Origin of the sequence: Cryobacterium aureum, from assembly GCF_002954245.1 — a bacterium.
Lineage (GTDB): Bacteria > Actinomycetota > Actinomycetes > Actinomycetales > Microbacteriaceae > Cryobacterium > Cryobacterium aureum.
On sequence record NZ_PPTG01000021.1, the window covers coordinates 18,824 to 43,680 of the forward strand.

General features: G+C 66.5%; 22 protein-coding genes and 1 tRNA gene. 7 read left to right on the forward strand and 16 right to left on the reverse strand.

All coding sequences use genetic code 11. The features are described from left to right. Window positions 1-27 precede the first annotated feature (27 nt). From CJ028_RS07585 to CJ028_RS07615, 7 genes are read right to left on the reverse strand one after another with little or no spacing between them, the layout of a single operon-like run. Window positions 28-873: an SRPBCC family protein gene (locus tag CJ028_RS07585; protein WP_105034664.1), complete on the reverse strand. Its 846-nt coding sequence runs from the start codon at window positions 871-873 to the stop codon at window positions 28-30. Further along, window positions 873-2,177 (reverse strand): vWA domain-containing protein, encoded by a 1,305-nt coding sequence (locus CJ028_RS07590; protein WP_240607142.1) that lies wholly within the window; start codon window positions 2,175-2,177, stop codon window positions 873-875. Before CJ028_RS07590 ends, CJ028_RS07585 begins: the two co-directional genes overlap by 1 nt. Then, the gene (locus CJ028_RS07595) at window positions 2,170-3,081 is read right to left on the reverse strand and encodes an AAA family ATPase (protein ID WP_105034666.1); all 912 of its coding nucleotides are present in this window, start codon (window positions 3,079-3,081) and stop codon (window positions 2,170-2,172) included. The genes CJ028_RS07590 and CJ028_RS07595 overlap by 8 nt, the downstream gene beginning before the upstream one ends. Window positions 3,082-3,111: 30 nt before the next feature. Further along, window positions 3,112-4,014, reverse strand: coding sequence for an XdhC family protein (locus tag CJ028_RS07600; protein ID WP_105034667.1), 903 nt, complete (start codon window positions 4,012-4,014; stop codon window positions 3,112-3,114). 1 nt (window position 4,015) lies between these two features. Next, on the reverse strand, window positions 4,016-6,409 hold the full coding sequence (locus tag CJ028_RS07605) for an aerobic carbon-monoxide dehydrogenase large subunit (RefSeq protein WP_105034668.1): 2,394 nt from the start codon (window positions 6,407-6,409) through the stop codon (window positions 4,016-4,018). Continuing rightward, on the reverse strand, window positions 6,406-6,915 hold the full coding sequence (locus CJ028_RS07610; RefSeq protein ID WP_105034669.1) for a (2Fe-2S)-binding protein: 510 nt from the start codon (window positions 6,913-6,915) through the stop codon (window positions 6,406-6,408). The genes CJ028_RS07605 and CJ028_RS07610 overlap by 4 nt, the downstream gene beginning before the upstream one ends. Before the next feature lie 13 nt (window positions 6,916-6,928). Then, a complete protein-coding gene (locus tag CJ028_RS07615; RefSeq protein ID WP_105034670.1) occupies window positions 6,929-7,816 on the reverse strand; it encodes an FAD binding domain-containing protein in 888 nt (295 codons plus the stop codon). 131 nt (window positions 7,817-7,947) lie between these two features. Here CJ028_RS07615 and CJ028_RS07620 point away from each other — a divergent pair, with 131 nt between their 5' ends. Together CJ028_RS07620 and CJ028_RS07625 are read left to right on the forward strand one after the other, a co-directional pair. Further along, complete coding sequence (locus tag CJ028_RS07620) at window positions 7,948-8,922, forward strand: LysR family transcriptional regulator (RefSeq protein WP_105034671.1); 975 nt, start codon at window positions 7,948-7,950, stop codon at window positions 8,920-8,922. Window positions 8,923-8,942: 20 nt separating this feature from the next. Next, window positions 8,943-9,608, forward strand: a complete 666-nt coding sequence (locus tag CJ028_RS07625; protein ID WP_129590418.1) for a hypothetical protein — start codon at window positions 8,943-8,945, stop codon at window positions 9,606-9,608. 185 nt (window positions 9,609-9,793) lie between these two features. Here CJ028_RS07625 and CJ028_RS07630 read toward each other — a convergent pair whose 3' ends face one another. The 5 genes from CJ028_RS07630 to CJ028_RS07650 form a co-directional block, all read right to left on the reverse strand. Further along, on the reverse strand, window positions 9,794-10,273 hold the full coding sequence (locus CJ028_RS07630; protein WP_240607143.1) for a universal stress protein: 480 nt from the start codon (window positions 10,271-10,273) through the stop codon (window positions 9,794-9,796). A 57-nt stretch (window positions 10,274-10,330) separates the two neighbouring features. Then, complete coding sequence (locus CJ028_RS07635) at window positions 10,331-11,518, reverse strand: TerC family protein (RefSeq protein WP_105034674.1); 1,188 nt, start codon at window positions 11,516-11,518, stop codon at window positions 10,331-10,333. Between the two features lie 88 nt (window positions 11,519-11,606). Next, on the reverse strand, window positions 11,607-13,124 hold the full coding sequence (locus CJ028_RS07640) for a CYTH and CHAD domain-containing protein (RefSeq protein WP_105034675.1): 1,518 nt from the start codon (window positions 13,122-13,124) through the stop codon (window positions 11,607-11,609). A gap of 44 nt (window positions 13,125-13,168) precedes the next feature. Next, window positions 13,169-14,332 (reverse strand): globin domain-containing protein, encoded by a 1,164-nt coding sequence (locus CJ028_RS07645; protein ID WP_105034676.1) that lies wholly within the window; start codon window positions 14,330-14,332, stop codon window positions 13,169-13,171. Window positions 14,333-14,447: 115 nt separating this feature from the next. Further along, the gene (locus tag CJ028_RS07650; RefSeq protein ID WP_105034677.1) at window positions 14,448-14,891 is read right to left on the reverse strand and encodes an RrF2 family transcriptional regulator; all 444 of its coding nucleotides are present in this window, start codon (window positions 14,889-14,891) and stop codon (window positions 14,448-14,450) included. A 54-nt stretch (window positions 14,892-14,945) separates the two neighbouring features. Between CJ028_RS07650 and CJ028_RS07655 the strand changes: the two genes are divergently transcribed. After that, window positions 14,946-15,689 carry a trimeric intracellular cation channel family protein gene (locus CJ028_RS07655; RefSeq protein WP_105034678.1) on the forward strand — a complete coding sequence of 248 codons (744 nt, stop codon included), beginning with the start codon at window positions 14,946-14,948 and terminating at the stop codon, window positions 15,687-15,689. Here CJ028_RS07655 and CJ028_RS07660 read toward each other — a convergent pair. Continuing rightward, window positions 15,686-16,504: an inositol monophosphatase family protein gene (locus CJ028_RS07660; protein WP_105034679.1), complete on the reverse strand. Its 819-nt coding sequence runs from the start codon at window positions 16,502-16,504 to the stop codon at window positions 15,686-15,688. The genes CJ028_RS07655 and CJ028_RS07660 overlap by 4 nt on opposite strands. Before the next feature lie 126 nt (window positions 16,505-16,630). On the opposite strand from CJ028_RS07660, the gene CJ028_RS07665 reads away from it, so the two are divergent. After that, window positions 16,631-16,706: transfer RNA gene (locus tag CJ028_RS07665), tRNA-Lys, on the forward strand. A 209-nt stretch (window positions 16,707-16,915) separates the two neighbouring features. On the opposite strand, the gene CJ028_RS20635 is transcribed toward CJ028_RS07665, so the two are convergent. Further along, window positions 16,916-17,794: a hypothetical protein gene (locus CJ028_RS20635; RefSeq protein ID WP_129590419.1), complete on the reverse strand. Its 879-nt coding sequence runs from the start codon at window positions 17,792-17,794 to the stop codon at window positions 16,916-16,918. A 1,460-nt stretch (window positions 17,795-19,254) separates the two neighbouring features. Here CJ028_RS20635 and CJ028_RS07675 point away from each other — a divergent pair. The 3 genes from CJ028_RS07675 to CJ028_RS07685 all read left to right on the forward strand — a co-directional run bounded on the left by CJ028_RS07675 (window position 19,255) and on the right by CJ028_RS07685 (window position 22,359). Further along, window positions 19,255-20,259 carry an HNH endonuclease signature motif containing protein gene (locus tag CJ028_RS07675; RefSeq protein ID WP_240607144.1) on the forward strand — a complete coding sequence of 335 codons (1,005 nt, stop codon included), beginning with the start codon at window positions 19,255-19,257 and terminating at the stop codon, window positions 20,257-20,259. Between the two features lie 136 nt (window positions 20,260-20,395). Beyond that, a complete protein-coding gene (locus CJ028_RS07680) occupies window positions 20,396-21,559 on the forward strand; it encodes an enoyl-CoA hydratase/isomerase family protein (protein ID WP_105034682.1) in 1,164 nt (387 codons plus the stop codon). Continuing rightward, window positions 21,556-22,359, forward strand: a complete 804-nt coding sequence (locus CJ028_RS07685) for an enoyl-CoA hydratase (protein WP_105034683.1) — start codon at window positions 21,556-21,558, stop codon at window positions 22,357-22,359. The genes CJ028_RS07680 and CJ028_RS07685 overlap by 4 nt, the downstream gene beginning before the upstream one ends. A gap of 6 nt (window positions 22,360-22,365) precedes the next feature. Here CJ028_RS07685 and CJ028_RS07690 read toward each other — a convergent pair whose 3' ends face one another. Together CJ028_RS07690 and CJ028_RS07695 are read right to left on the reverse strand one after the other, a co-directional pair. Continuing rightward, complete coding sequence (locus CJ028_RS07690) at window positions 22,366-23,067, reverse strand: response regulator (RefSeq protein ID WP_105034718.1); 702 nt, start codon at window positions 23,065-23,067, stop codon at window positions 22,366-22,368. Window positions 23,068-23,074: 7 nt separating this feature from the next. Then, window positions 23,075-24,745, reverse strand: coding sequence for a sensor histidine kinase (locus CJ028_RS07695; RefSeq protein ID WP_105034684.1), 1,671 nt, complete (start codon window positions 24,743-24,745; stop codon window positions 23,075-23,077). Between the last annotated feature and the right edge of the window lie 112 nt (window positions 24,746-24,857).

A 24,857-nucleotide genomic window follows, 5' to 3' on the forward strand; every position in this document is an offset into this window, starting at 1 on the left:
GCTCCCATCGGTTGAGGTCGGCTGTCGTTAGCGGCCGGACGCACGCCGACCAATTCGGTATGCGATGAACGCTACCGTGGCGAGCAGCCCCAAAAGTTTCACCGGATCCGCTAACTGGTCGGCGATGACGCCCTTGACCAGGCTCAAAGCGTCGAGGCTCGGTGCCGGCGCTGCTCGGTGCGGCGTCGGGTGATGCTCAGCAGCGGGTGTGGCGCGCGGTGGCACCGGGCGCGCCGGCAGGCTCGATTGCCTCGCGGAAACCGGCGCATCCGCGGTGACGTCCGGGAGCCTATCGGCGGCGGGGGCGTCCCCGGGCGGAATATCACTCAGGTCGGCGACGGCCCGCGGGGCTGCCTGGGCGAGGGTCTCCGGGTCGTCGACGTGCTCGCCGACGGGAGTGATGGCATCCGTTTCGGCGCCCGATGCCCCGCCCTCGATCAGGTTTTGCAGGTTGCCGGCGAACAGCCCCATCATCTGCTCGGTGACGCTGCCGATGACGCCCTTGCCCATGGCCGCCGCCTTGCCCGAAAGCGACAGGTCGGCGCTGACCGTGCCCTGGGTCACGCCGTCGGTTTCGACCAGCACGAGCGTGACCGTGGCCTGGGCCGTGCCCTGCCCGCGAGTTTCCTGCGCCTTGCCGGAGAACACGGCGCGATGCGCCTCGGCGTCGCGTTCGTCGACGTTCATCTGCCCGCGGTACTGCATGGTGACCGGGCCAAGCTTGACTTTCATGCCCACCTGGTAATTGTCATCGCTGAGTCTGTTGAGAATCTGGGCGCCCGGCACACACCCGGCGACACGTTCGAAGTCCATCAGGGTGTCCCAGACCGTGTCGACGGGGGCGATAACGGTGAAGGTGCTGTCGAGTTGCATCAGGGTGTCCTCTGCTGGGTCATGTGCGGGGTCGTGCGGGATGGTCGATGGTGGGTGAAACGTGGGCGAGCGGATGCCGATGGGTTGCCCGTCAATAAGTCGCCGCGAATAGCGGCCGCCACCTCGGCGAGGGCGGCGTAGCTGTGGCCACTGACGAAGGCATCGCAGTAGGGCAGCGCGGCAGCCATACCGCCGACGAGCGGCCGATAGTCAACGGCGACCTTGCGCGGATTCACCCAGACGATGCGGTGCGCGAGCCGGCGCAGGCGTGCCATCTGGGTATCGACGTCGGCCGGGTCGTCCTGCGCCCAGCCGTCGGAGAACACCACGACCACGGCGCCGCGGGCCAGGCCCCGTCGCCCGAAATCGTCGATGAATCGACGGATGCTCGCGGCCAGCCGGGTGCCGCCGGCCCAGTCGGTCGCGGTGGCGGCCGCCTGGGCGAGCGCTTGGTCCGGGTCGCGCAGGGCCAGCTGGCGGGTCAGCCGGGTGAGGTGGGTGGAGAACACGAAGGCTTCGGCCCTGGCGCCGGATGCCGCGCCCTGGAGCAGCGTCAGGAACACCCTGGTGTACGGCTCCATCGAGCCGGATACGTCGCAGAGCAGCACCAGCCTTCGTGGTTTCGGGCGGCGGCGGGAGTAATGCAGGGTGATCGGGTCGCCACCGGTGTGCTGCGCGGCGCGCACTGTGCGGGCCAGATCGAGCCGGTCGCGGCTGTGCGGTGACGGATGCGTGCGGCGGCTGAGGCGGGTCGGCGTCGACAGCACGATGCGTGCCACCAGCTGACGCAACCGGGCCAATTCCTCGGGCGCGAGGTCGGCGAAGGCCATCTCGTGCAGGTGCTCGTCGCTCGCGGCCATGGCGAGGATGGCGTCGCGCTCCGGCCCGGCCGTATCGCTGTCGCTCGAGTCGGAGCCGGGCAATGGGGACGGAGGGCGCTCGGCGCCAGGCTCGGGAGCGCCGGCCGGACGATTGGTCGGCGGGGCGGCCTTCGTGTGGGTTTCGGAGCCGATCGCCGGGGGAGCGTTGGGGTCGCCGCGGCTTTCGGCCGGGTCGAGCCGCCCGTCGAACACGGCGCTGAACACCGCGTCGAAGCGATTGAGGTGCTGCTGCTGGGAGACGAAGACGATGCGGCAGGCCCAGTACAGAGCGGCGTGGTCGATCGGGGGGACGAGTCGCAGCGCCTCAGCCAGGCGGGCCGCCCGGTCGGGTGACACCGGCAGTCCGGCTCGGTGCAGGGCGGTGCTGAAGCCGGCGGCGAGGGCCGCCGCTTCGACCGAAGGGTGCCGGACGCGCTCAGGCACCGGCAGCACCGGTGGCCTGGGCGACCCAGGCGGCGCCGCGAGCGGACGCGAGGTCGAGGTCGTCCCGGTTCTTCAGCACGGAACCCCAGGTCTGCTCGACCGCCCGGGCGCTGAGCTGCTCGATACCCAGCACCCCGAGGGCACTCACCCAGTCGATCGCCTCGGCGATTCCGGGCGGTTTGACGAGGTCGAGCGAGCGCAGCCGAGTGATCCCGGCCGCGGCATCCGTAGCGATGGTCTGCGAACTGCTGGGCACCCGGCGGCGCACGATCTGCGCGATTCGCTCCGGCCCTGGATAGTCGATCCAGTGGTACAGGCAGCGCCGGGTGAGGGCGTCGTGCAGGTCGCGGGTGCGATTGCTGGTGAGAATCACGATCGGCGGGTGGGTGGCATGCACGGTTCCGAGCTCGGGAATGGTGACGGCCGCTTCGGCGAGCAGCTCGAACGTGAACGCTTCGAACTCGGCGTCGGCCCGGTCGATCTCGTCGAGCAGCAGCACGGCCGGGCGCGGCCCGGCGTGCTCGATCGCTTGCAACAGCGGGCGGCGCAGCAGATAGTCCGGCCCGAACAGCACGGTGTCGGCCAGCTCAACGCCGCGCGCCTCAGCCACACGGATGCCGAGCAGCTGCCGCGGGTAGTTCCACTCATAGAGGGCTTCGCCGGCGGAGATTCCCTCGTAGCACTGCAACCGAAATAGCTCGGTGTCGAGCAGTCGGGCGAGCGCCTTGGCGATCTCGGTCTTGCCGACCCCGGGTTCGCCCTCGAGCAGCAACGGCTGCCGCATGCGCACGGCCAAAAACACGGCCGTCACGAGGCCCTCATCAGCCAGATAGTCTTCGGCGTCGAGGGCGCGCTGCAGTGCGGCGACGGACGGCACCAGCTCAGCCACGGCGTCCGCACTCATCGCTGGCACCCCCGGCGCGAGGCAACAGCCCTAACCCGCGGTCGCATACCGCTCCGGATTCGCCAGAAAGGCCGTGCGGCAGCCCGCGGCGCAGAAATACACCGTCTGTCCGTTGTGCTCGACCTGCAGCGAGGTGGGCAGCGCGGCCACTGACATACCGCAAACCGGGTCGATCGCAGTGGCCGCCGCCGCTTCGACCACCGCCGCGAGCGGATGCCAGCGCCCGGCCCGTTCCTGCACCAGCTGCGCGAAGATCGACACCGCGATCTCTCCGGGCGTGCGGGCCCCGAGGTCAAGGCCCGCCGGGCTGAACACCCGCGCGCGCTGCCCTGGTGACACGTCGAGCGACGCGAGCACCGCAGCACCGCGCTTCGGACTCGCCACGAGCGCCACGTACGGCACCCCGGCAGCCAGCGCCGCCAACAGCGCCGGTTCCTCGTCCCGGCCGTGCGATGCGACGATCAGGGCGGCGTCGCCGGCCTCGGGGGCCGCGGAGGCGCCATCCGTTTGGACGAGATCGAAGCCGATGAGGGGCGCCAGGGCGGCGAGTGCCTCGGCGTCGGGCGTCGACCCGACGACGACCAGGCGCGGCAGGGGAATGCGCGGCTCGAGAAAGATCTCGATCGCCCCGCCGCTGACACAAGGGTTCGAGACCTCGACCGCGCCGTCTTCCACGACGCTCGACGGCACGCCCGATACGACTTTGAGCAGCAGCGGCTGGCGGCTTTCGAGTACCTGCAGGCTGTACAGGCGAACGGATGCCTCCACGCACGTTCCCCCGACGAACCCGTCGATCTCGCCGGTGGCACGCACGAGTGCCGTGTCGCCGGCGTGTGCGCTCGTGGGGCGCGCAGCGCGCACCACGGTTGCGCGCACGAACGGTTCGCGGCGTTCGGTGAGGAGCCGCTCCAGGGTCGGGTGAACGGTGGGCATGCTAAACCGGAGGTCTCGTGCGGCCCTGCATGGCCTCCCAGACCCGGGCTGGCGTGCAGGGCATGTCCATGTGCACGACGCCGAACGGGGCGAGGGCGTCGACGACGGCATTGACGACGGCGGGAGGCGATCCGACCGTGGCGGATTCGCCGACGCCCTTGGCCCCGATCGGGTGGTGCGGCGACGGGGTGACGGTGAAGCCGGTCTCCCAGTCGGGCACCTCCATGGCCGTGGGGATGAGGTAGTCCATGAACGAGCCGCCAAGGCAGTTTCCCTCGGCGTCGAATTCGATGAATTCCATCAGTGCCATACCGACACCGTCGGTGAGGCCACCGTGGATCTGGCCCTCGATGATCATCGGGTTGATGCGGGTGCCGCAGTCGTCGACGGCGATGAAGCGGCGCACCTTGACATGCCCGGTGCCAGGATCGACATCGACGACGCAGATATAGGCGCCGAACGGAAAGGTGAGGTTGGGCGGGTCGTAGGTGACCTCGGCGTCGAGGTTGCCGTCGATGCCTTCTGGCAGTGCGACCGTCCCGTGGGCGCCCATCGCGATCTCGGCCATGGTCTTGCCGATGCTCGGGTCGCCCTTGACGAACCAACGACCCTTCTCCCATTCGAGGTCTTCCGGCCGGGTTTCGAGCATGGCCGCGGCGATGAACCTGGCCTTCTCCCGCACCTTGCGGGCGACCAGGGCCACGGCGGCGCCACTGACCGGGGTGGACCGGCTGCCATAGGTTCCGAGGCCGAACGGGGTCTGGTCGGTGTCACCGTGCACGACGTCGATATCCTCCGGCGGGATGCCGATCTCCTCCGCCACGATCTGCGCGAACGTCGTCTCGTGGCCCTGACCCTGGCTCTGCACCGAGATGCGCACGACGGCCTTGCCGGTGGGGTGGATGCGCAGTTCGGCGCCGTCCGCCATGCCGAGGCCGAGAATATCCATGTCCTTGCGCGGTCCGGCACCGACCGTTTCGGTGAAGAAGGAGATGCCGATGCCCATGAGCTCGCCGCGTTCGCGTTTCTCCTTCTGTTCGCGGCGCAGTTCGTCGTAGCCGGCCATCTTCATCGACAGCCGCATGGTGGGTTCGTAGTCGCCCGAGTCGTACTCCCAGCCGGTCTTGTTCGGGTAGGGAAACTGTTCGGGTTTGATGAAATTCTTCAGCCTTAACTCGGCGGGATCCATCTCGAGTTTGCGCGCCAGGATGTCGACCATCCGCTCGACCAGGTAGACCGCCTCGGTGACCCGGAAGGAACAGGCGTAGGCCACGCCGCCCGGGGCCTTGTTGGTGTACACGCCGGTGACGGTGCAGTGCGCGGCCTGAAGGTCGTAGCTGCCGGTGAAGATGTGAAAGAAGCCGGCCGGATACTTGGTGGGCTGGGCGGTGGCGTTGAACGCACCGTGGTCGGCGAGCACGTTGGTTCGCAGCGCCAGGATCTTGCCGTCCCTGGTCGCCGCGATCTCGCCCTGCATGATGTAGTCGCGGGCGAACGAGGTGCTCATGAGGTTCTCGGAGCGGTCTTCGACCCATTTCACCGGTTTGCCGGTGACGATGGAGCCGACCACGGCGAGAATGTAGCCAGGGTAGATGCCGACTTTGTTGCCGAAGCCGCCGCCGATGTCGGGGGAGACCACGCGAATCTTGTGCTCCGGGATGCCGGAGACCATCGCGAACAGGGTGCGGTGGGCGTGCGGGGCCTGCGTGGTTTCATACAGGGTGAGGCGGCCGTCGATGGGGTCGAAGTCGGCGACGGCCCCGCAGGTTTCCATCGGCGCCGGGTGCACGCGCGGGTACACGATCTCCTGCGTCACCACGACGTCGGCGCTGGCGAAAACGGCATCGGTTTCGGCTTTATTGCCGGCCTCCCAGTCGAAGATGTGGTTGTCGGTGCGACCTTCGAGGTCGTCGCGAATGACGGGAGCGTCGGCATCCATCGCTTTGCGGGCGTCGACAACCGGCGGCAGTACGTCGTACTCGACCTGGATCAGCTCGAGGGCGTCGCGGGCGGCGTAGCGGTCTTCGGCGACGACGAACGCGACCTCCTGACCCTGAAAACGCACCTTGTCGGTGACCAGAACGGCCTGCACGTCCATGGACAGGGTGGGTGCCCAGGCCAGGCCGAGCGCCTGCAGGTCGGTGCCGGTGATCACCGCGAGCACCTTGGGGTGGGCGAGGGCCTCGGTTGTGTCGATCGAGACCAGCCGGGCGTGGGCGACGGGAGCGCGCAGAATGGCACCGTGCAACATGCCGGGCAGCACGATGTCGTCGACGTAGTGGCCCTTGCCTCGCACGAACCGCGGGTCTTCCTTGCGCTGCATACGGCCGTGGCCGATGGGCCGATCGTGGTCGCCGGCGGCCGGGTTCGACGGTCGGTCCTCGAGGATGGTCATGCGTGCACCGCTTCTTCTTCGGTCGTGGCGGCTGTCTCGGCAGTTCCGACGGGATGTTCGGCGGCCCACTGAATGGACCGCACGATGGTGGCGTAGCCGGTGCAGCGGCAGATCTGGCCCGAGATGGCCTCGCGGATCTCGAGCGGTTCCGGGTGCGGGTTGTGGTCGAGCAGCGCGCGGGCGGTGAGCATCATGCCGGGGGTGCAGAAACCGCACTGCAGGCCGTGCTCTTCCATGAAGCCCTGCTGCACCGGGTCGAGGGTGGTGCCGTTGGCGAGTCCCTCCACGGTCGTGATGCTATGGCCGTCGGCCATGGCGGCTAGAACGGTGCAGGATTTCACCGGCTGGCCGTCCATCAGCACCACGCAGGTGCCGCAGTTGCTCGTGTCGCAGCCCCAGTGCGTTCCGGTGAGGCGCAGGTCGTCGCGAATGAAGTGCACGAGCAGAACTCGCGGTTCGATCTCGCGGGTTACGTCGGTTCCGTTGATGGTCATGTTGATATGCATGAGGGGTCAACTCCTAAATCGTGATCTCGGAAGCGGATGCTGCGGCGCGGCGGCAGGCCGCCCGCAGTACCCGACGGGTCAGTTCGTCGGCGAGGTGCCGCTTGTAGTCGATCGGGCCACGCTGGTCGGCGAGGGGATCGCAGGCGAGGGAAGCGAGGCGCCCGGCCTCGGTGAATAGTTCTTCGGTAGGAGTCTGGCCGACCAGCACCGCTTCGACCTCGGTGACGTTCTGCTCGAGTCCGACGGCGGTGAGGCCGACGGCCACCTGGCTGATCGCGCCGGCGGAGTCGAGGGTGACCGAAGCGCCGGCCGCGGCGACGGCCCAGTCGCCGACGCGGCGCTCGACCTTTTCGTAGGCGCTGCTCGAGCCGGCACGAATGGGCACGCGTACCTCGATCAGCAGTTCGTTCTGGGCGACGGCCGTCTCATAGGGGCCGCGGTGGAAGTCGGCCATGGACAGCATCCGCTCGCCGGCTGGGCCGCGCACGACGGCCACCGCTTCGAGAACGTGGCAGACCGTGGAGAGATCTTCGGCCGGGTCGGCCTGGCAGAGCGAACCGCCGATGGTTCCGCGGTTGCGCACGATCGGGTCGGCGATGACCCGTTCGGCGTCGGTGATGATGGGAAACAGGCGCTGGACGTCGTCGGATTCCAGCAGGGTCGTGTGCCGGGTCATGGCGCCGATGCGCAACGTCTGGCCGTCAATGAGCAGGTAGTCGAGCTCGAACAGGTCGTTGATGTCGATCAGCCAGTCCGGGCGGGCGAGGCGCAATTTCATCATGGGAAGCAGGCTGTGTCCGCCGGCGACGACCCGGGATTCTGCCCCGTGACGGTCGAGCAGGGCGAGAGCGTTATCGACCGAACTGGCGCGAACATAATCGAACGGAGCCGGAATCTGCACGGGCTTCTCCTCACGAAAGAAGGTTCCATGGCACCGCGCATCGTTGCGCGACACTGGTGTGTGCCACAGCTTGCTCTCCCGCCCCCGAAGCTGTCAATATCGACCTAAGGGAAAGGTTATGAGCTGTGGCAATGACGCTGAATCAGCTACGGGCCTTTGCCCTGGTCGCCCGACTCGGGTCGCTCCGCGCGGCCGCGGCCGCCCTCGGAATCAGCGAACCGGCGGTGTCGTCCTCGCTCGCCGCGCTGCGCCTCGACCTCGGTGATGCCCTGTTCGTGCGTGCCGGAGCCGGCATCGCCCTGACTGCCGGCGGGCGGGCGCTCGCCGATCACGCCCAGGAGATCGTGGGCCTGGCCGACCAGGTGCGCTGGGAGGTGTCGCACGCCGAGGAATCCACCGCGAACCTCCGGGTCGTCGCCACTGCCGGTTTCGCCGAGCACGCGGCCGGACGGCTGCTCGACGCCTTTACCCGCCGGGTGCCCGGGCATTTTTGCGGCATCGACGTGGTGGTCGAGTCCGCCGATGATGTCGGGTCGCTGCTACAGGACCATGCCTACGACGTGGCTCTCGGCGCTCGTCCGCCGCAGGGAAACCAGTTGGAAGTGGTGCCATTTTTGCGCTACCAGCGGGTGCTGGTGGCGGCGCCGGAGCATCCGCTCACCCGGGGGGCACCGTCGCTGACCGCATTGCTGGGGGAGCCGTGGTTCACCGGACCGGCCGGCGTTGAGGAGTTCACGGCCGAAAGCAGCTGGCTGGCGGCAGCCTTTCTCGCCTCAGCGCTCGGTGTGCCCGAGATCGTGCCGCTGAGTAGCGAAACGGATGCCCTCGCCGCGGTTCGCGACGGCGAGGGCATCATGCTCGCCTTCATGCACATTGTGCGGGCCGAGGTTGCTGCCGGGTCGCTCGTGGTGCTGCCGGTGCCGAACACTCCCATTGCCGGGTTGTGGTGTGCCAGCACCCTCGATCACGGTCGGGCACCGGCCGCGGCCCGTACCCTGCAACGGTTCGTGACGACCGCCGAGGCGACCGCTGCCATGCTCGCGCCCGGCGGCTCCCGCGGGGTCGCACGCCGGGGCAGCAAGGTGCATGTGGCCCTCTGGAGCTGAGTCTGAGTAGACTCGAACGTATGGCAGGCTCACAGCTTCGTGATAATTCAATGTCCCCGGCCTCCCTCGCCTGGTTCGTCGGTGGGGGACTGCTGCTGGCCTCGGTCGTCGTCACCGTGATCTCCCAGCCCGCGCTATTCGCCTATATCGGACTGATCGGACCGGCTCTGTTCTCCGCGGCCCTGCTGGTGTTCGCCTTCGGGGTGCGGGGCGTTGGCAGCATCACAGCGCGTCGCCCTGTGGGCACCACCGCTCTCGCCCTGTTGGCGCTCTGGCTGTTTCTCGGGGCGGTGCTGAGCGTCGTCATCAGCGACTTCTTCTCAAACGATCCCGCTCCGACCATTTTGATGGCCTTCTCCTACGCGGACTCGTACGTGCAATTCGCCCTCGCGCTGGTCGCCGTCATGCAGATCGCCCGGATCGGCGTCGTGCCGGCTCCGTTCAACTGGGTGCCGGCCTGGGTGGTAGCCGCGGCCACCGCAACCTGGCTGCTGTCCCAGCTGCTGGGCGCGGGCCTGGCCACCCTGACCGGGCCCAACCTGGTGGTCTGGGCCCTGATCGGACTGGACGGCCTGGTGCGGATCGGCGGTATTATTCTGCTCGGTGTGATCGCCATCGTTCTCGCCGACCGGGCTAATCGCAGCACGCTTGCCAGCCCGCCGCTGGTCTCGACCGGCCAGGTCTGATTCCAGCGACGTGCCGCTTCAGGGGCGCCCCGACCACGCTGTCCAGAAGCGGGCTTCGGCGAGGCCGTCGATCAGGCCGCCGGAACGCTGCGCGGCGACCTTGACGGTACCCCGTGGGACTGGGACGCCTGACGAGGTCGGCGACCGATACCGTTTCTGCAGTGACCGTGCGCTCGTGAATTGCCTCAGGTCTGTGGCGGTACGACTAGGACGAGACACGCAGCATGCCGCACACACTGCTCGCTCACGGAGCCAAGAAGCATCCCCGCGAGGCCACCGAGCCCGCGGGTTCCGACGACCAGCAAACGGGCGTTCTGCGAGAGCGCAATGAGGGCCTTCGCCGGAGCGGCGTGGGCGGGATGGCAGATCACCGGAACCAGGGGGAACAACCCGACGATGGTGCGCGAATCCCGCTCAAGCTCGTCGTAGACCGCGTCCGCATACTCCTCGAACGATGAGACGTAGCCGAATTCCCACTGGGCTGGGCGTGGAGCGGTCGCGATGGACCAGGCTCGCACAAGGACGACCGGGAGGGACAGCTGGTCGGCCAGTTCCATGGCCGCGGCCAACGCGGTGTCGGCACCGGCTGATCCATCGTGCCCGACCACAACACAGTTGCTCGTGTCAGGTACCGGATTCGGGTGGTTCGCACCCTCAATGGTCACTGACGGTGCTCCCGGTTGGTGCCGTCGCACCGCCATCGGCGTGTGGCGCGACGGGCCCTACCGGGATAGATACTCGTCATGCTGCCGGTGTGCTTCCGCTACCTGCTCACGGATCCGCTCGATGTCCTTGGCTTTGTTGCGGTACTTGAGGTCCATGGCCAGAACCTGCGCTTCCTCCTCGGTCAGGAGGCGGTAGATCCGCTCGCGCTCGGCAGCATCAGCGGTGTAGTCGAGGTCAAGGTAGCTGACGGCATGGCGGCGCGCGTTGTTGATGGCGGTCTGGGCTTTGCCCGCCTTGCTCAGCAGGGAGGCCACGACGGTGACGATGAGCACCCCGATGATTACGGTGAGGGACAGGCCGGTGCTGATTTCCACGACTGGAACGTGTTCGCCACCGTTGATGAAGGGCAGGTTGTTCTCGTGCAGGGCGTGGAGCACCAACTTGACGCCGATGAAGGCCAAAATGAGCGCCAAGCCGTAGGAGAGATAGATGAGTCGGTCGAGCAGCCCGTCGATCAGGAAGTACAGCTGGCGCAGGCCCATCAGGGAGAACGCGGTAGCGGTGAAGACGATGTAGACATTCTGGGTCAGCCCGAAGATCGCGGGAATGGAATCGAGGGCGAACAGGATGTCCGTGCCGCCGATCGCCACCATGACCAGAAGCATGGGCGTGAGGGCCTTCTTGCCCTCGTGCATGGTGAACAGCTTGTCACCGTCGTAGTGCTCGGTGGTGTGGAAGCTTTTCTTGGCCAGGCGAATCATGAAGTTGTCCGCATGCGTGTCGCTGTCGGCCTCGGGCTTCAGCAGATTGCCGGCGGTGATCAGCAGGATCAGGCCGAAGAGGTAGAACACCCAGGCGAAGGAATTGATTAGTGCCGCGCCTAGAAAAATGAACCCGGTCCGGGCGATCAGGGAGAAGACGATGCCGAACAGCAGTACTTTCTGCTGGTCCTCGCGTGGAACCCGGAAGCTCGCCATGATGATCAGGAACACGAACAGGTTGTCCACCGACAGTGCCTTCTCGGTGATGTAGCCGGCGAAGTACTCCGACCCCATCGTGCTTCCGCCGAAGAACAGGACCAGGATGCCGAAGAGGATGGCCAGGCCGACGTAGATGGAGGACCACAGCGCGGCCTCCTTCAGAGAGGGGACGTGCGCCTTGCGAATGTGAAAGAAGTAGTCGAAGGCGAGCAGGGCCAGGATGACGGCGATGGTGACGCCCCAGATCAGTGGTGAGACAGTCATGAAACCTTGCTTTCCTCGGATGGCTCAGATCGCTTATGGCGTGACTCGTGCGACGAAAATGGCGGCGTCGGCGTATTTAGTTCCGATCCTAGGGGCGGCGACGCCAGGTGCGCCAGAAGCGCGCCTCGGCATCCGCTGCCCGCTGCTGCTCGAGAGCGTGCAGCCGGCCGTAACTGAAGGTGTTCTCGCCGCGCAGGTAGGCCTCGACCCCGCCGCGCTTGAGTAGGCGATCGCGGGCGATGACGCTGTCGTGCTGGTCACCGAGGATAGCCTGCAATTTCTGGGCGAAGCGGCTCACGCGGGCAGAGCGTTTGGGGCTGAGCGGATGCGCCGTCTCGGCCGCATAGCGCAGCCGCTTGGCGCGCTTTCGAGCGGCGTGCAGGGCGATATCCCGTTCCGGTCCGGAGACGGTCTTGGTGGCCAGGCGCACGGCGCGCCTCAACTTCTTCCACTCCCTGGTGATGAGGGCCGGCACGACCACCCGGGCGTCTTGGTCGGCCGCGGCGGTGAACGGCGGTGTGGCGACGAGGGAGTCGAGGGCGTCGAGCAGTCGAAAGTAGCGGTGGCTGTCGAGGGTGGTGACGAGCGTGTGCTGCGCGGAGTGGGCATCCGTTTCGGAGCGGGATTCGAGGCGTTCGCGAATCGGACCGAGAAGCAGCGCGGGGGATTCGCGATCGAGCAGCTCGGCCAGGCGCCGTTGCAGCACCTCTTCGTCGCGGGAGCTGCCGAGCACGGCGGCCAGCCAGCCGAGTTCGGTGCGGAGGTGCTGCACGACAGAGGGATCGACCAGGGAACGATAGGTGGCCAGCACCGAACGCAGCCGGCGAGTGGCCACGCGCATGGCGTGCACGGAATCGGCAGTGTGCTGGCGAATTTGCGGGTCGTGCTGGCGGATGACCCCGATCTGCTCGGTCAGGCTGGCCAGCAGAACGTTGGTGGCCGGGCCGTTCGGGGTGGGACGACGCTGCTTGGTGCTGCTTTCGGCCGGAAACCGGTCGCCGAGGGCGCGTGCCAGTTTCGAGGCGTGCACTGACAGGAGGATGCCGGCGCTTGCGAGCACAGCCTGGCCAGCGTCGAGCAGATCCTCCGGTCCGTCGACGAGTTCGATCTCCCATTCGCGCCACGCCGCCGAGGCCGGTTGGTGAATGAGACGTTCGGCGCGCACCCGGTCGTCGCAGAGCACCGCGAGGGTTTCGCCTCCGGCGCCGATGAGGGCGTGCACGACGCGGGTGGTACTGAGGTGCACCACGGGAACGAGCGGACAGTCGCGGGTGTAGACCCGCACGAGCTCGGAGAGTGACTCGGGTACGGCATCCGCTTCGTCCTGCAGGTGTTTGCCGATCGGCGCGTGGATTTCGCGTCGGCGTCCGGCGCCCTGCGGCAGTTTGAGGTGCCAGCCGGCGTCGTCGCCGCCGGTGCGGCGGCGCAGGGTGATGTGAGCACGCGCCAGCACGAGGTCGTTCGTGTCGAAATAGATGGCTTCGAGGTCGTGGGTTACCGGTTCGGCGATCGCCTGCACGCCGGGCAGGTCGTTCAACCGCGGTAGCAGGGCCAGTTCGTCCACGTCAAACTTGCGTTCTATCTCGGTACTACCGTTAGCGTCCACGATTCAAGCCTAGCGGGGTCGCCAGGCTTGAATCGTGCGGGCGGTCAGACGCCAGCGAGCCACAGGTCGGGGCCGAAGATCTCGTAGTGGATGCGGTCGGCCGGCACGCCAGACTGCAGCGCTTGGGCGCGAAGACTGCGCATGAACGGGAGCGGTCCACACAGGTAGACCGAGGCATCCTCCGGGATCGTCACGTTCTCCAGCGACATGAAGCCCTCGTGGTGGCCCGCGCTCGGGATCTCCAGCCAGAGCTCGAGTTCGGCCGCCTCCAGTAGGGCGACGTCTTCGTTCATCTGGTCGCGCAGCGCCCAGCGTTCGAGGTTGCTCTCGGCGTGCAGTACGAGTACCTCACGCTTCGAGCCGGTGTCCACCAGGGAGCGCAGGATGGAGGCGCTGGGTGTGCAGCCGATTCCGGCCGAGGCCAGGATCAGCGGTCCAGTGCCATGGTCGAGGGTGATGTCGCCGCACGGCACGGAGAGGATGAGCGTGTCGCCGACCTGTACATCGCGGTGCAGCACGGGGGACACCTCACCGTCGGCGTCGAGCTTGGTGGTGAAGACGCGGGTCGTGGCGGTGCCGGCCGAGAGGGAGTACTGACGCACCTGGCGGATACCGTCGGGCATGACGGCGGTGACGCTGACGTACTGGCCAGGCAGGGCGGGCGTCACGGGGGTGTCGTCGGCCGGTTCGAGGGTGAACGTGATGGCATCGGTTCCGGCCGGTTCCTTCTTCACGACGATCCAGGGGGCCAGCGGCTTGTCGCTGGCGAGTCCGGCGTAGAGGCCCTTCTCCATCTTGATCAGGGCGTGGGCCATTAGCCAGTACACCTCGGTCCAGGCGGCGGCGATCTCGGCGGTGATGACGTCACTGAGTTCGTCGGCGATGGCCTCGAACAGGTACTTGTAGACGATGTCGTACTGCTCGGGCTGAATGTCGAGGGAGACGTGCTTGTGGGCGATGCGGGAGAGCATCGCCTCCGGAGTGATGTCGGGGTTCGCCACCATGTGGGTCGCGAAGACGGCGATGCTGCCGGCCAGTGCCTGCTGCTGGCTGCCGTTCTTCTGGTTGGAACGGCTGAACAGCCCATCGAACAATTCGGGGTGGGCGGTGAGCATGCGGTGGTAGAAGTTCTTCGCGATCTCGGGCATCCGCTCGCCGACCAGCGGCAGGGTGGCTTCGATGAGGGGGAGGGACTGGGGCGAAAGCATGAATACTCCTTCTGCGTGTCGGCACCCGTTTGTGGGGGCCTTCATCAAAAGTAGCATTTGGTATACCAATTAAACGGGTGTTTTCTACAAGTCGTAGAAATTAGGGACTTTAGTCCTACCGCACCAAACCAAGTTCAACCAGAACCGGTCCACCGGATTTTCCGTGGGGCAGAGACGCGATGACGATGCCGTCGAGCTCGCGATAGAACGATTCCCGGGCCCGGCGCAGGGCGCCGCGGAGGCCGCATCCGCTGATCAAGGGGCAGGGACCATTTATGGAGTCGCAGGCCGCGAGGTCGGTGCGGGTGTCGAGTTGGCGTAAGAGCGCCCCGACGGTGGCGTCACGACCGAGCGCGCTGATGCGCACGCCGCCGCTGCGCCCGCGGATCACCTCGACCAGGCCGAGTTCGCGCAGTCGCATGATGGCTTTGCTGACGTGGTTATAGGGCGTGCCGACCTCGGCGGCGACGACCCGCGAGGTGAACGTGACGCTTTCCGGCGCCGCTGCTAGCAGCATGACGACCCGCAGGCAGACGTCGGAAAACGCGTTGATCCTCATGCCCTAACTGTAGGTGCGCCAATCGAAGCGCAGAAATGGGAGAGAATGGGGCAAGTGGACACTGAGTCGGAGACGCTGTTTGAGGTAATCCGCATCGTGGACCTGGCGGGCGTGCTCGCCAACGCCATTCTCGGCGGGGTCGCTGCCCGCACCGCCCGCCTCGACATCGTCGGTTTCGTGGTGCTGGCCATTATGAGCGGGCTCGGCGGCGGAATGATCCGCGACACCCTGCTGCAGCAGGGCACGCCGGCCGCCCTGGTCGACCCGGCCTACCTGATCTGCGCGATTCTCGGCGGGATCATCGCCTACTTCGTCACGTTCAACGGTCGCTGGACCCGCCGCGTGCTGCTGCTGCTCGACGCGCTCGCCGTGGGATGCTGGTCGGCGGTGGGTGCGCAGAAAGCGCTTGAGGCCGGCCTCGGCTGGCTGCCGGCCATTCTGCTGGGCATCATTACCGCGGTCGGCGGCGGCATGGTGCGGGACATCTCCCTGCTCAAAGTACCGTCCATTTTTGGCGGCAACACGCTCTACGCTACGAGCGCGGTGCTCGCCAGCACCGAAATGGTCATTCTCAGCAAGCTCGGGTTTGTGGCGATCGGTACCGTTGTGGCCATTCTCAGCGGCGCCGGGCTGTCGCTGCTGGCCAAACGCTACGGCTGGATTCTACCGACCGGGTACGCGCTGCGCATTCCGAAGCCCATTCTGCTGCTGAATCCCCGGGCCTGGCGGCAGCGCCGACTCGATGCGCGCAATGCTCGCGACGGCATTTTCCCCGACGATCCGGGTGCGTCGGTCTAACGGGGCTGTGTGGCGTTCAGCACCGCGAGCGTCGCCGCGTGCAGCAGACCATTCGTGGCCAGGGCGCTGCCGTGCCACGGGCCGGGCTGGCCTTCGACCGAGGTGAACGTGCCGCCTGCCTCCTGCACGATTGGAGCCAGCGCGGCCATGTCGTAGGGCTGCAGATCGAATTCGCCGGCCACGTCGAGGTGGCCCTCGGCGAGCAGCATGTACGACCACATGTCGCCGTAGGCGCGGGTGCGCCAGACCTGACGGGAGAGCGTCACGAGCTCGTCGAGGTGCCCGGCTTGGTCCCACTGCTGCAGGCTGCCATAGCTGATGGATGCTTCTGCGAGGGTCTCGATGCCGGAGACGCGCAGGCGGGTGGGGACGGCATCCGCTTGTGTGGTCTCGATTGACCAGGCGCCGCTGCCGACGGCGGCCCACCAGCGTTTGCCGAGCGCGGGCGCGCTGACCACGCCGAGCACGGGCACGCCGTCGACGGCGAGGGAGATGAGGGTGGCCCAGATCGGAATGCCGCGGAGGAACCCGGCGGTGCCGTCGATCGGGTCGATGATCCACTGGCGGGTGGTCGACCCGGCAGTGCCGAACTCTTCGCCCAGAATGCCGTCATCGGGGCGGCGCTCGGCCAACAGGGCGCGGATGGCGCGCTCGACGGCCTGGTCGGCATCCGTTACCGGGGTGCGGTCGGGTTTGGTCGTCACGACCAGGTCGAGCGCGGTGAAGCGGGCGCTTGAGATGGCATCGGCGGCATCGGCGAGGGCCAGACCGAGCTGGAGGTCGTCGGAGAGGGCGTAGATTCGCGGTTCGGTCACCCTTCCAAGGATAGTAATTTCGCGAGCGGATGCCGGTCACGCTCGCTTTCCCGCCTCGATTGGCATCGAGCCCCCGTGGGGTGTTAGGGTTACACGTTGCCGCGGGTAATTCCGCTGCTTTCACATGCACCTCTAGCTCAATTGGCAGAGCAACTGACTCTTAATCAGTGGGTTCCGGGTTCAAGTCCCGGGGGGTGCACCACTTAACCCCGTCGTAACTGCTGATGCAGTTCGGCGGGGTTTTTTCGTGCGCGGTCTTTCGAATCCCCGACCAGTGTCGGCAGCGCCGGGGCCCTGCTCGTGGCCACGCGTACGCAGACCGACCCCAACGTGGCATCCGCGAGGTGCTTGCCATTCTGCGCCCGAATCGATGGTCGGGCGCACGATCGTCCTCGCGCGCCAGCCGCTTGCCTACGGCAGTGTGTTCGGCAGCGGGGCCAGAGGTTCCGTCGGAATCGCTAGCTGCTGCAAGTCGATAATAGCTACTGCAGATTGTCGCCCGGTCTGGACGTCTTCGGGCGGCCGCTGTGTTGGATTGTTAGCGCTTTGGAAATTGTCGCGAACATTGCGTGGCGTGGGAATGGTGTACGCACAGACGTACCGCACCCCGGTGATATCGATGTCCGATTGCCATTTGATGTCCGCGACGCCCGTCGCTGAGGGCCCTTTCTCCAGCCATGCGACTACCCATCCTGAGGGGTCTGTCGTTGTCATCAGTCGCCCTCTGGAAGCGCACAAGTCCCAAGGGTCGGTTGTGGAGACACCGTCACCTCGAATGGCAGTAATACGGAGGAGCATCGTCTCCGTGGTCCGAAGAGAGGTTGACGACGCGTGCGCAATGACACGCACTGCGCCACCATCGACTTTCTCTACTGAAAAGTCGAGAGATGGTGCCTCACGATCGGTGATGCTCTGCGCTCCAAGCCAAAGCGCCCAACAGATCCCGCCAACCGCAAGAAATGCGCCAAATGTTGCGATGACTTTGACTGGCGATTGACGCCCAAGATTGCTGGCAAAAAGCACTGGGAGAGCCGCGCCGATGATGGTCGTAATAGCTGCCCATGCAAAAAGTGACGGGTCGTTTCGGATTAGTCGTTGAAGTATGTCGCCCTGGATTCCGATAGCCGCGAGGACAGCAATGAGCAACGAGAAATAGAGCCAAACCGCGACCTTGAGCGGAGCCTCACCCTTCGCCCCTTGAGTCGGGTCATGATCGGCCGGTGGATCTTCAGCCGAACTGGGCAGCGGTTCTTTTGCCTGACGCCGCTTCATTAGATTGCTAACCATCATTCCGCGACACTCAGCAGGTTGGGGATGTCGGTGGCAGCGGCGCACCATTGGGAGGCACAGGTGGTTGTTCACCGGGTGCGAGGGTCGGCGCGCCTTCACAGTCGGATTTCTGAGGGGGCGGGTCGGTTCCGTCACCCTCGCTTCCTGGATGTGTTGGGGCGTTGCTGGGGTCCAGATTGCCGCCGCAACTGGCGGCAGTACCGAATATCAGGCTTATGCCCAAAAGGACCGCGACGAACCTAACCCGAATCCGCCGCTCTTTCGGCACGGCTCTGGTCTGATTCAGAGGTTCGAAGAGCTGTGGCCCTCGCGGATTCGTGCTTGGGGCGTCAACCTCTCCGGGCATCGTTCTCGCCACGGTGTACTCCTCCCTCGAGCAACTACGGTCTTGCTGAGCATTAAGTTATCACCGCATTCCCCACCTGTGTTGGGGCCGTTGACGCCGATCGAAAACAGGGCGAGTATCGGGCCTATTGGCCCTGTTCTGGCCCTGTTTCGGCCCTGTTTTGACCCGGCGTTGACAACCTGGCCCGTTCCCGTGGGTCGAGCTGGCCGAAAACGGGACTGATCATGCGAATGCAGTTCCGTTCAGAGTTCCCAATATGTCTGAAAATTCCTCGACTTTGAGGGGTGAGCTTGGTACACTTGTTCTATGAGCCAGAGCGGCGACACCCCCCAGCCGGGCCTCGTCGATCCGTTCTTCGCTTGTCACGGTTACCCGCCTTCAACGCCCGAGGAGCGTGCCGAGTTTGATGCGTTCTGGGCGCTGTGCCAGGCAGACTGGCGGGTTGAGATCGGCGAGGGCCTCGGGCAGTTCGCTCCGTATGACGCCCTCGAAGACGTCGATACCGAGCCTTTCATAGCGCATCCCGTCGGCCTGGCTTCCTATCGCCGTGAGATGCCTGACGGTCCGCCTCTACCGGCCGGCCTTGACCTGACCGAGGTGTTTGCCGCAGTGCCTCCCGAGCACCGGTTCGATGACGACCTTCGCGAGGAGTACCTCTACGTGGAGTATCTCCGCACCGAGCACGACAGTGACGACGAACCGGGCCAGCCGCTACCGGCCGACGGCCGCCGGGCCGACGACCTGAGTCCGTTCCAACGCCATCAGGCGCAGTTCGTTGACCGGGTGCTCTACTTCGAGAAGATCATTGCCTGGGCGCAGGCGAGTAAAGCTGAGGTTCTCACCGAGGCGTGGGACTACACCACTAACACTGCCGAGACCGGGCGCCCGCAGGCCGGTCCCGAGCATGAGCACGACTGGGACGCCACCTTTGCCGCGCAGCAGGGCCTCGTGGCGGAGATGGCGTGTGCGCTGCGCATCCCGGGCGGCACCGCCTCCGGCCTCCTGCAGGAAAGCCGGGTGCTGGTCGAGTCCCGACCGNGTGCTGGTCGAGTCCCGACCGAGCACCCTCGATGCGCTCCGCACCGGGGAGATCTCGCTGCGGCACGCCCGCCGAGTGCTCGAGCAGCTCGACTCCGTGCCGCAGCCCGCTCGCGCCGAACTGGAAGCGGTGTTGCTGCCGCACGCGAAGCGACTCACCGCGACGCAGTTTGACGGCAAGGCCCGCAAGCTCCGGGAACGGTTCCACCCGGACAGCATCACCGTGCACCGCACCAAATGTCTCTCCGACCGCAAGGTGTTGTTCTTCCCGGACAAAGACGGCATGGCCACGCTCTGGTTGCGCGCCGCCGGCGACGACCTGCAGGGCATCTATACCCGGGTCACCGACGCCGCGATCAGTCTGCAGGGCCCCGATGAGCCCCGCACCCTCAGCCAGTTGCGCGCGGATGTCGCCGTCGACCTCCTCGCCCAGGGTGTTACCGGCAGCGGCCTCGGCGCCGGCCTCACCGCCAACGTCAACGTGACCGTCCCCGTCCTCACCCTGATGGGACGAGCTGTTGGCACGCGCGAGGAACCCGGCGAGCTTGAAGGCTACGGGCCGATCGACCCGGAAACCGCCCGCCGCCTGGCCGGGACGGCGACGAGTTTCCTGCGCATCCTCACCCACCCGCACACCGGCATTGTCCTCGACGTCAGCGCCACGCCGTTCCGGGTGCCGGCGAGTCTGAAGAAGTACCTGCGGCTGCGGGATGGAACCTGCCGGTTCCCCGGCTGTAACCGCTCCGCCGGCCACAGCGACCTCGACCACACCATCGACAAGCAATTCGGCGGTCCCACCACCGCCACCAACCTGCACTTTCTTTCGCCGGCGCACCACGACCTGAAGCACTTCAGCGATTGGAAGGCCGTCGCTGACCCCGATGGAACCCTGCACTGGACCAGCCCCGCGGGCAAGCACTATGCCACCGACCCCGCCACCCGAATCAGCCCTCACCTACAACAAGCACCACCACCAGCACAACCACCGCCGGCCGCACCACCGCCACCCGTGCCCGACCCCTGGAACACCACCACGAACACCGACTGGGACGACACCGGCACCGATCCTCAACCGTTCTAGGGCAAGCGATCCTCACCGGGTTCGTCGGTTCGGGGTGCACTCCGACACCTTCGCCCGTTGCTGGCCAGAAAATTCACCTCGATAGACTGTGCCAACGTTCACCACAACTCAACCGCAGCGACGCGGAAAGGTCTCTATGCCCCGCACTGATTCGATCGACACCCCCTGTGGCGAGAGCGCGGTGGCGGCTGGCGCCGACGCATCCGCTGTACAAGCGGACGGCGAGGTGCTGCTGCAGCGCGACGGACCGCTGGCCCGCATCATCCTGAACAGGCCGAAGGCCCTCAACGCGCTCACGCACGACATGATCCGCAGTATCGCCGCAGCGCTCACCGACTGGGCTGACGACGCTGCCGTGCAGACCGTTTTGCTCACCGGCAGCGGCGACCGCGCCCTCTGCGCGGGCGGCGACATCGTCTCGATCTACCGCGACGCCCGCAGCGATCCCGACGAGAACGCCTGTTTCTGGGCCGACGAGTACACTTTGAACGCCCAGATCAAGCGGTACCCCAAGCCGTTCGTCGCGCTGATGGACCGCATCGTGCTCGGCGGGGGAGTCGGCCTCTCCGGCCACGCCACGCACCGCGTCGTGACCGAACGCACCCGGCTCGGAATGCCAGAGACCACCATCGGTTTCGTGCCCGACGTCGGTGGCACCTACCTCTACTCGCGCACGCCCGGCGAGATCGGCACCCACCTCGCCCTCACCGCGGCAACCATGACCGGCGCCGACGCCATCGCCCTCGGCCTGGCCGACAGCTTCATTGACTCGGCCAAGCTCGATTCTCTGGTCGATGCCCTCACCCGGATGCCCGCTGCCGCCGCCATCGCGCAGCTCGCCTCCCCGGCGCCCCCAGCACCGCTGTCGACCGAGCGCACGTGGATCGACGCCTGTTACGCCGGCGACGACGTGGCCACGATCATCGACCGATTGCAGAAATCTTCGGTCGAGGCAGCCCAGGAAGCCGCCGACGCGATCCTGGCCAAGTCCCCGACCGCACTCAGCGTTACCCTCGCATCTCTCCGCCGCGCCCGCGACCTCGCCACACTCGAAGAGGTGCTCGAACAGGAATACCGGGTGTCGCTGCGTATGGTGGCCGGCCACGACGTGATCGAGGGCATTCGCGCCCAGGTGATCGACAAGGATCGCAACCCGGCGTGGCAGCCGAGCACGCTGGCAGGCGTCTCCGACGCCGACGTGCAGGCGCATTTCGCGCCCCTGGGAGATCGCGAACTGCGCTTGCCGCACAAGATCACAAACGAAACCAGACAGACCACCGAACGAGAGGCCACCGCGTGAGCGACAGCACCCAGCCCGAGACCGCCGACATTTACGACAACATCCTGCTCGAACGTCACGGCCGGGTCGGCGTCATCACCCTGAACCGTCCGAAGGCGCTGAACGCCCTCAACTTCGCCACCATGCAGGATGTCGTCGGTGCGGCGACCCAGCTCGATGCCGACCCCGAGATCGGCGCGATCATCATCACCGGCTCGGAGCGGGCCTTCGCTGCCGGCGCCGACATCAAGGAGATGTCGACGATGAGCTACATGGACATGTACCTCAAAGACTGGTTCGCCGGCTGGGACCGCCTCGCCGCCGTGCGCACCCCGGTCATCGCCGCCGTCTCCGGCCACGCCCTCGGCGGCGGCTGCGAACTCGCCCTGATCTGCGATTTCATCATCGCCTCCGACACCGCCACCTTCGGCCAGCCCGAGATCAAGCTCGGCGTCATCCCCGGCATGGGCGGCTCCCAACGCCTCACCCGCGCGGTCGGCAAGGCCAAGGCGATGGAGATGATTCTCACCGGTCGCACCATCGACGCCGTCGAAGCCGAGCGCGCCGGACTCGTTGCCCGCATCGTGCCGGCCGCCGACCTCCTGGCCGACGCCTTGGCCACAGCGACCGAGATCGCCGCGAAATCGGCGCCGATCGCCATGCTCGCCAAGGAGGTCGTGAACGCGGCATACGAGACGACGCTGGGGGCCGGCATCCACTTTGAACGTCGCCTCTTTCACTCGGTGTTCGCCACCGACGACCAGAGCGAGGGTATGGCCGCTTTCGTCGAGAAGCGGCCCGCGGTCTTCACACACCGTTGAACGCGTTTAGCGTCCGCGCTTCCAACTGTATTCGTTCTCGGGACGCCCCGGCGTGCCGTAGCGGGGAGCGCGCAGCACGAGGCCGGTGTCGGCGAGATACTCCAGGTAGCGTCTGGCCGTGACGCGCGACAACCCGAGCGGCCCCATCAGCTCACTCGCCGATACCGGCTCCACCTGCGCCTGCAGGTAGGCGACCACCGGGTTCAGGGTGGACTCTGCCAGGCCTTTGGGTCTGGGTATATCGGTCGGTGCCCGCAGACTTGCAAAGGCATGGTCGACCGCTGACTGCGTCACAACGGATGCCTGTCCGTTGAGTTTCGCACGAAAGTCCCGGTAGCTGTACAATTTTGTGGCGAAGGTGGAGTAGGTGAACGGCTTGATCAGGTACTGCACAACCCCGGCCGCGATCGCCCCGCGCACGTTCTCAAGGTCGCGCACGGCGGTGATCGCGATGATATCCGTCGCCAGACCGGCCGCCCGAATGCGCCGACTCACGTCGAGCCCGTGACTGTCCGGCAAGTTCATATCCATGAGCACGAGGTCGATCGGAGTGCCGGCCGAAGCGGCCGTCGCGACCCAGCGAAACGCGTCCTGCCCGGTACCGACCATGCCGACAAGCTCGAAACCGTCGAGCCGTGCGACATAGACGGCATGGGCCTCGGCCGCGAGCGGTTCGTCTTCGACGACGAGCACGCGAATGGGCGGCAGGAACGTCTCAGACATGGTCGACCTCAGGCTGATGTGCGGCGGGAATAACGACCGTGAAGACGGCACCCTCGCGTCGCCCGATCGTGAGCGTACCGCCGAGCCGAGTCACCGCCTGCCGAACCAGAGCAAGGCCGAGGCCTCGACCACCCACCGAACGACCGGGCGCTGTGACACCGGTGTCCGTAACGCCGCCGCCCTTGGTGCTGAAACCGAGCCGCAGCACATCGTCGATCGCCTCGGGAGCCACACCGGCTCCGCTGTCGGCGACCTCGATCGTGACAGCCCGCTCGGTCGACGACACCGAGACCGACACCCGACGAGGGTCTGCCCCAGCGGCCGCCGCGTCGAGCGCATTGTCGACCAAATTGCCAAGCACCGTGACGAGGTCCTGAATCGATAGCCCGGACTCGGCGAGAGTACCGGACGCGGTGACGATGAGGGTGATTCCCAGTTCATTGGCCTGCGCCGATTTGCCCATGATCAGGGCGCTGATGACGGGTTCGTCTACCGAACCGACCATCTCGTCGGCGAGCCGCTGGCTGAGTTCCAGGTCTTTGGTAGCGAACTCGAGGGCTTGCTCGGTGCGGCCGAGTTCCATGAGCGACACGATCGTGTGCAGTCGGTTCGAATGCTCGTGCGTCTGCGCCCGCAGCGCATCCGACAACGTCTTCATCGACTGCAGCTCACTGCCAAGGTTTTGCAGATCGGTGTGGTCCCGAATCGTCGCGACGAACCCCATCGGTGTCGGCTTGGCGCCCCGCATTGGGATGGACGACGCGACGGCGGGTTCCTGGCTGACCACGAGCACCCGGGAGTCGGTGACGTGAATCTCGTCCTGCGCCGTGCGGCCGCTGCGCAGCAATTCGCCGAGGCTCGGCGGCAGGCTCAACGCGGTCAGGGTCAACGGTCGCTCGTCGCTGCCAGTGGCAGGGCGCGCTGGAATTCCCAGCAGAGTCGCCGCCTGGTCGTTGTAGAGCACGAGGTCCCCGTGCGGATCGACGAGTACGAGCCCCTCGCGCACCGAGTGCAGCACCGAGTCGTAGTACACGAACAACTGCGCGAGGTGCTCAGGCCCCCAGCCGAGCGTCACCCGGCGCAAATAGCGCCCCAGCAGCCAGGTGACCACGGCCCCCGACGCGAGCAGTCCAAGCGCCAGCCCGAGCACCGAAGGGAGTCGGGCGTTCAGGGCGATCGTGATGTTGCTGGTGGTGGTACCCACCGCGACCAGCGCGCGAACAACGCCGCCGGCATCCGTCACTGGCACGACGGCGCGAACGGATGGCCCGAGCGTTCCCGTGCTGGTTTCCGTGAAGGCCGTTCCGGAGCGCGCCGGTTCGATCGCGCCGATGTAGTTCTTGCCGATCTCGGCCTGCGTCGGGTGGGTCCAGCGGGTGCGGTCAGGGGCCATGATCGTGATGAAGTCGAGGCCGGCGTCCCTGGTTAATTCCAGGGCATAGGGCTGCAGGGTCGAACTCGGGTCGGCCGACTCGCTGGCGGCGAGCACCAGAGGGCTGTCGGCGATGGCGGTGGCGACCGCGAGCATCCGGTTGCTGGTTTCGACGTAGCCGCGATCCCGCGCGTCGACGAAGAAGGCCGTTCCGACAAAAACCGTGAGCACCACGATGAACAGCGCGTGCGCGAAAAAGAGCCGCCTGGCGATGCTCCATTCCCTGCGCACTGTGTTCTCCTTTCTCGGTTCGAGCCTCGTGAACAATATGACCGCAACCGTGTGCAAACGAGCCGCATCGACCACTGTGGAACGCATTGCAGTAGCCGGAGCCGGCCGTGGC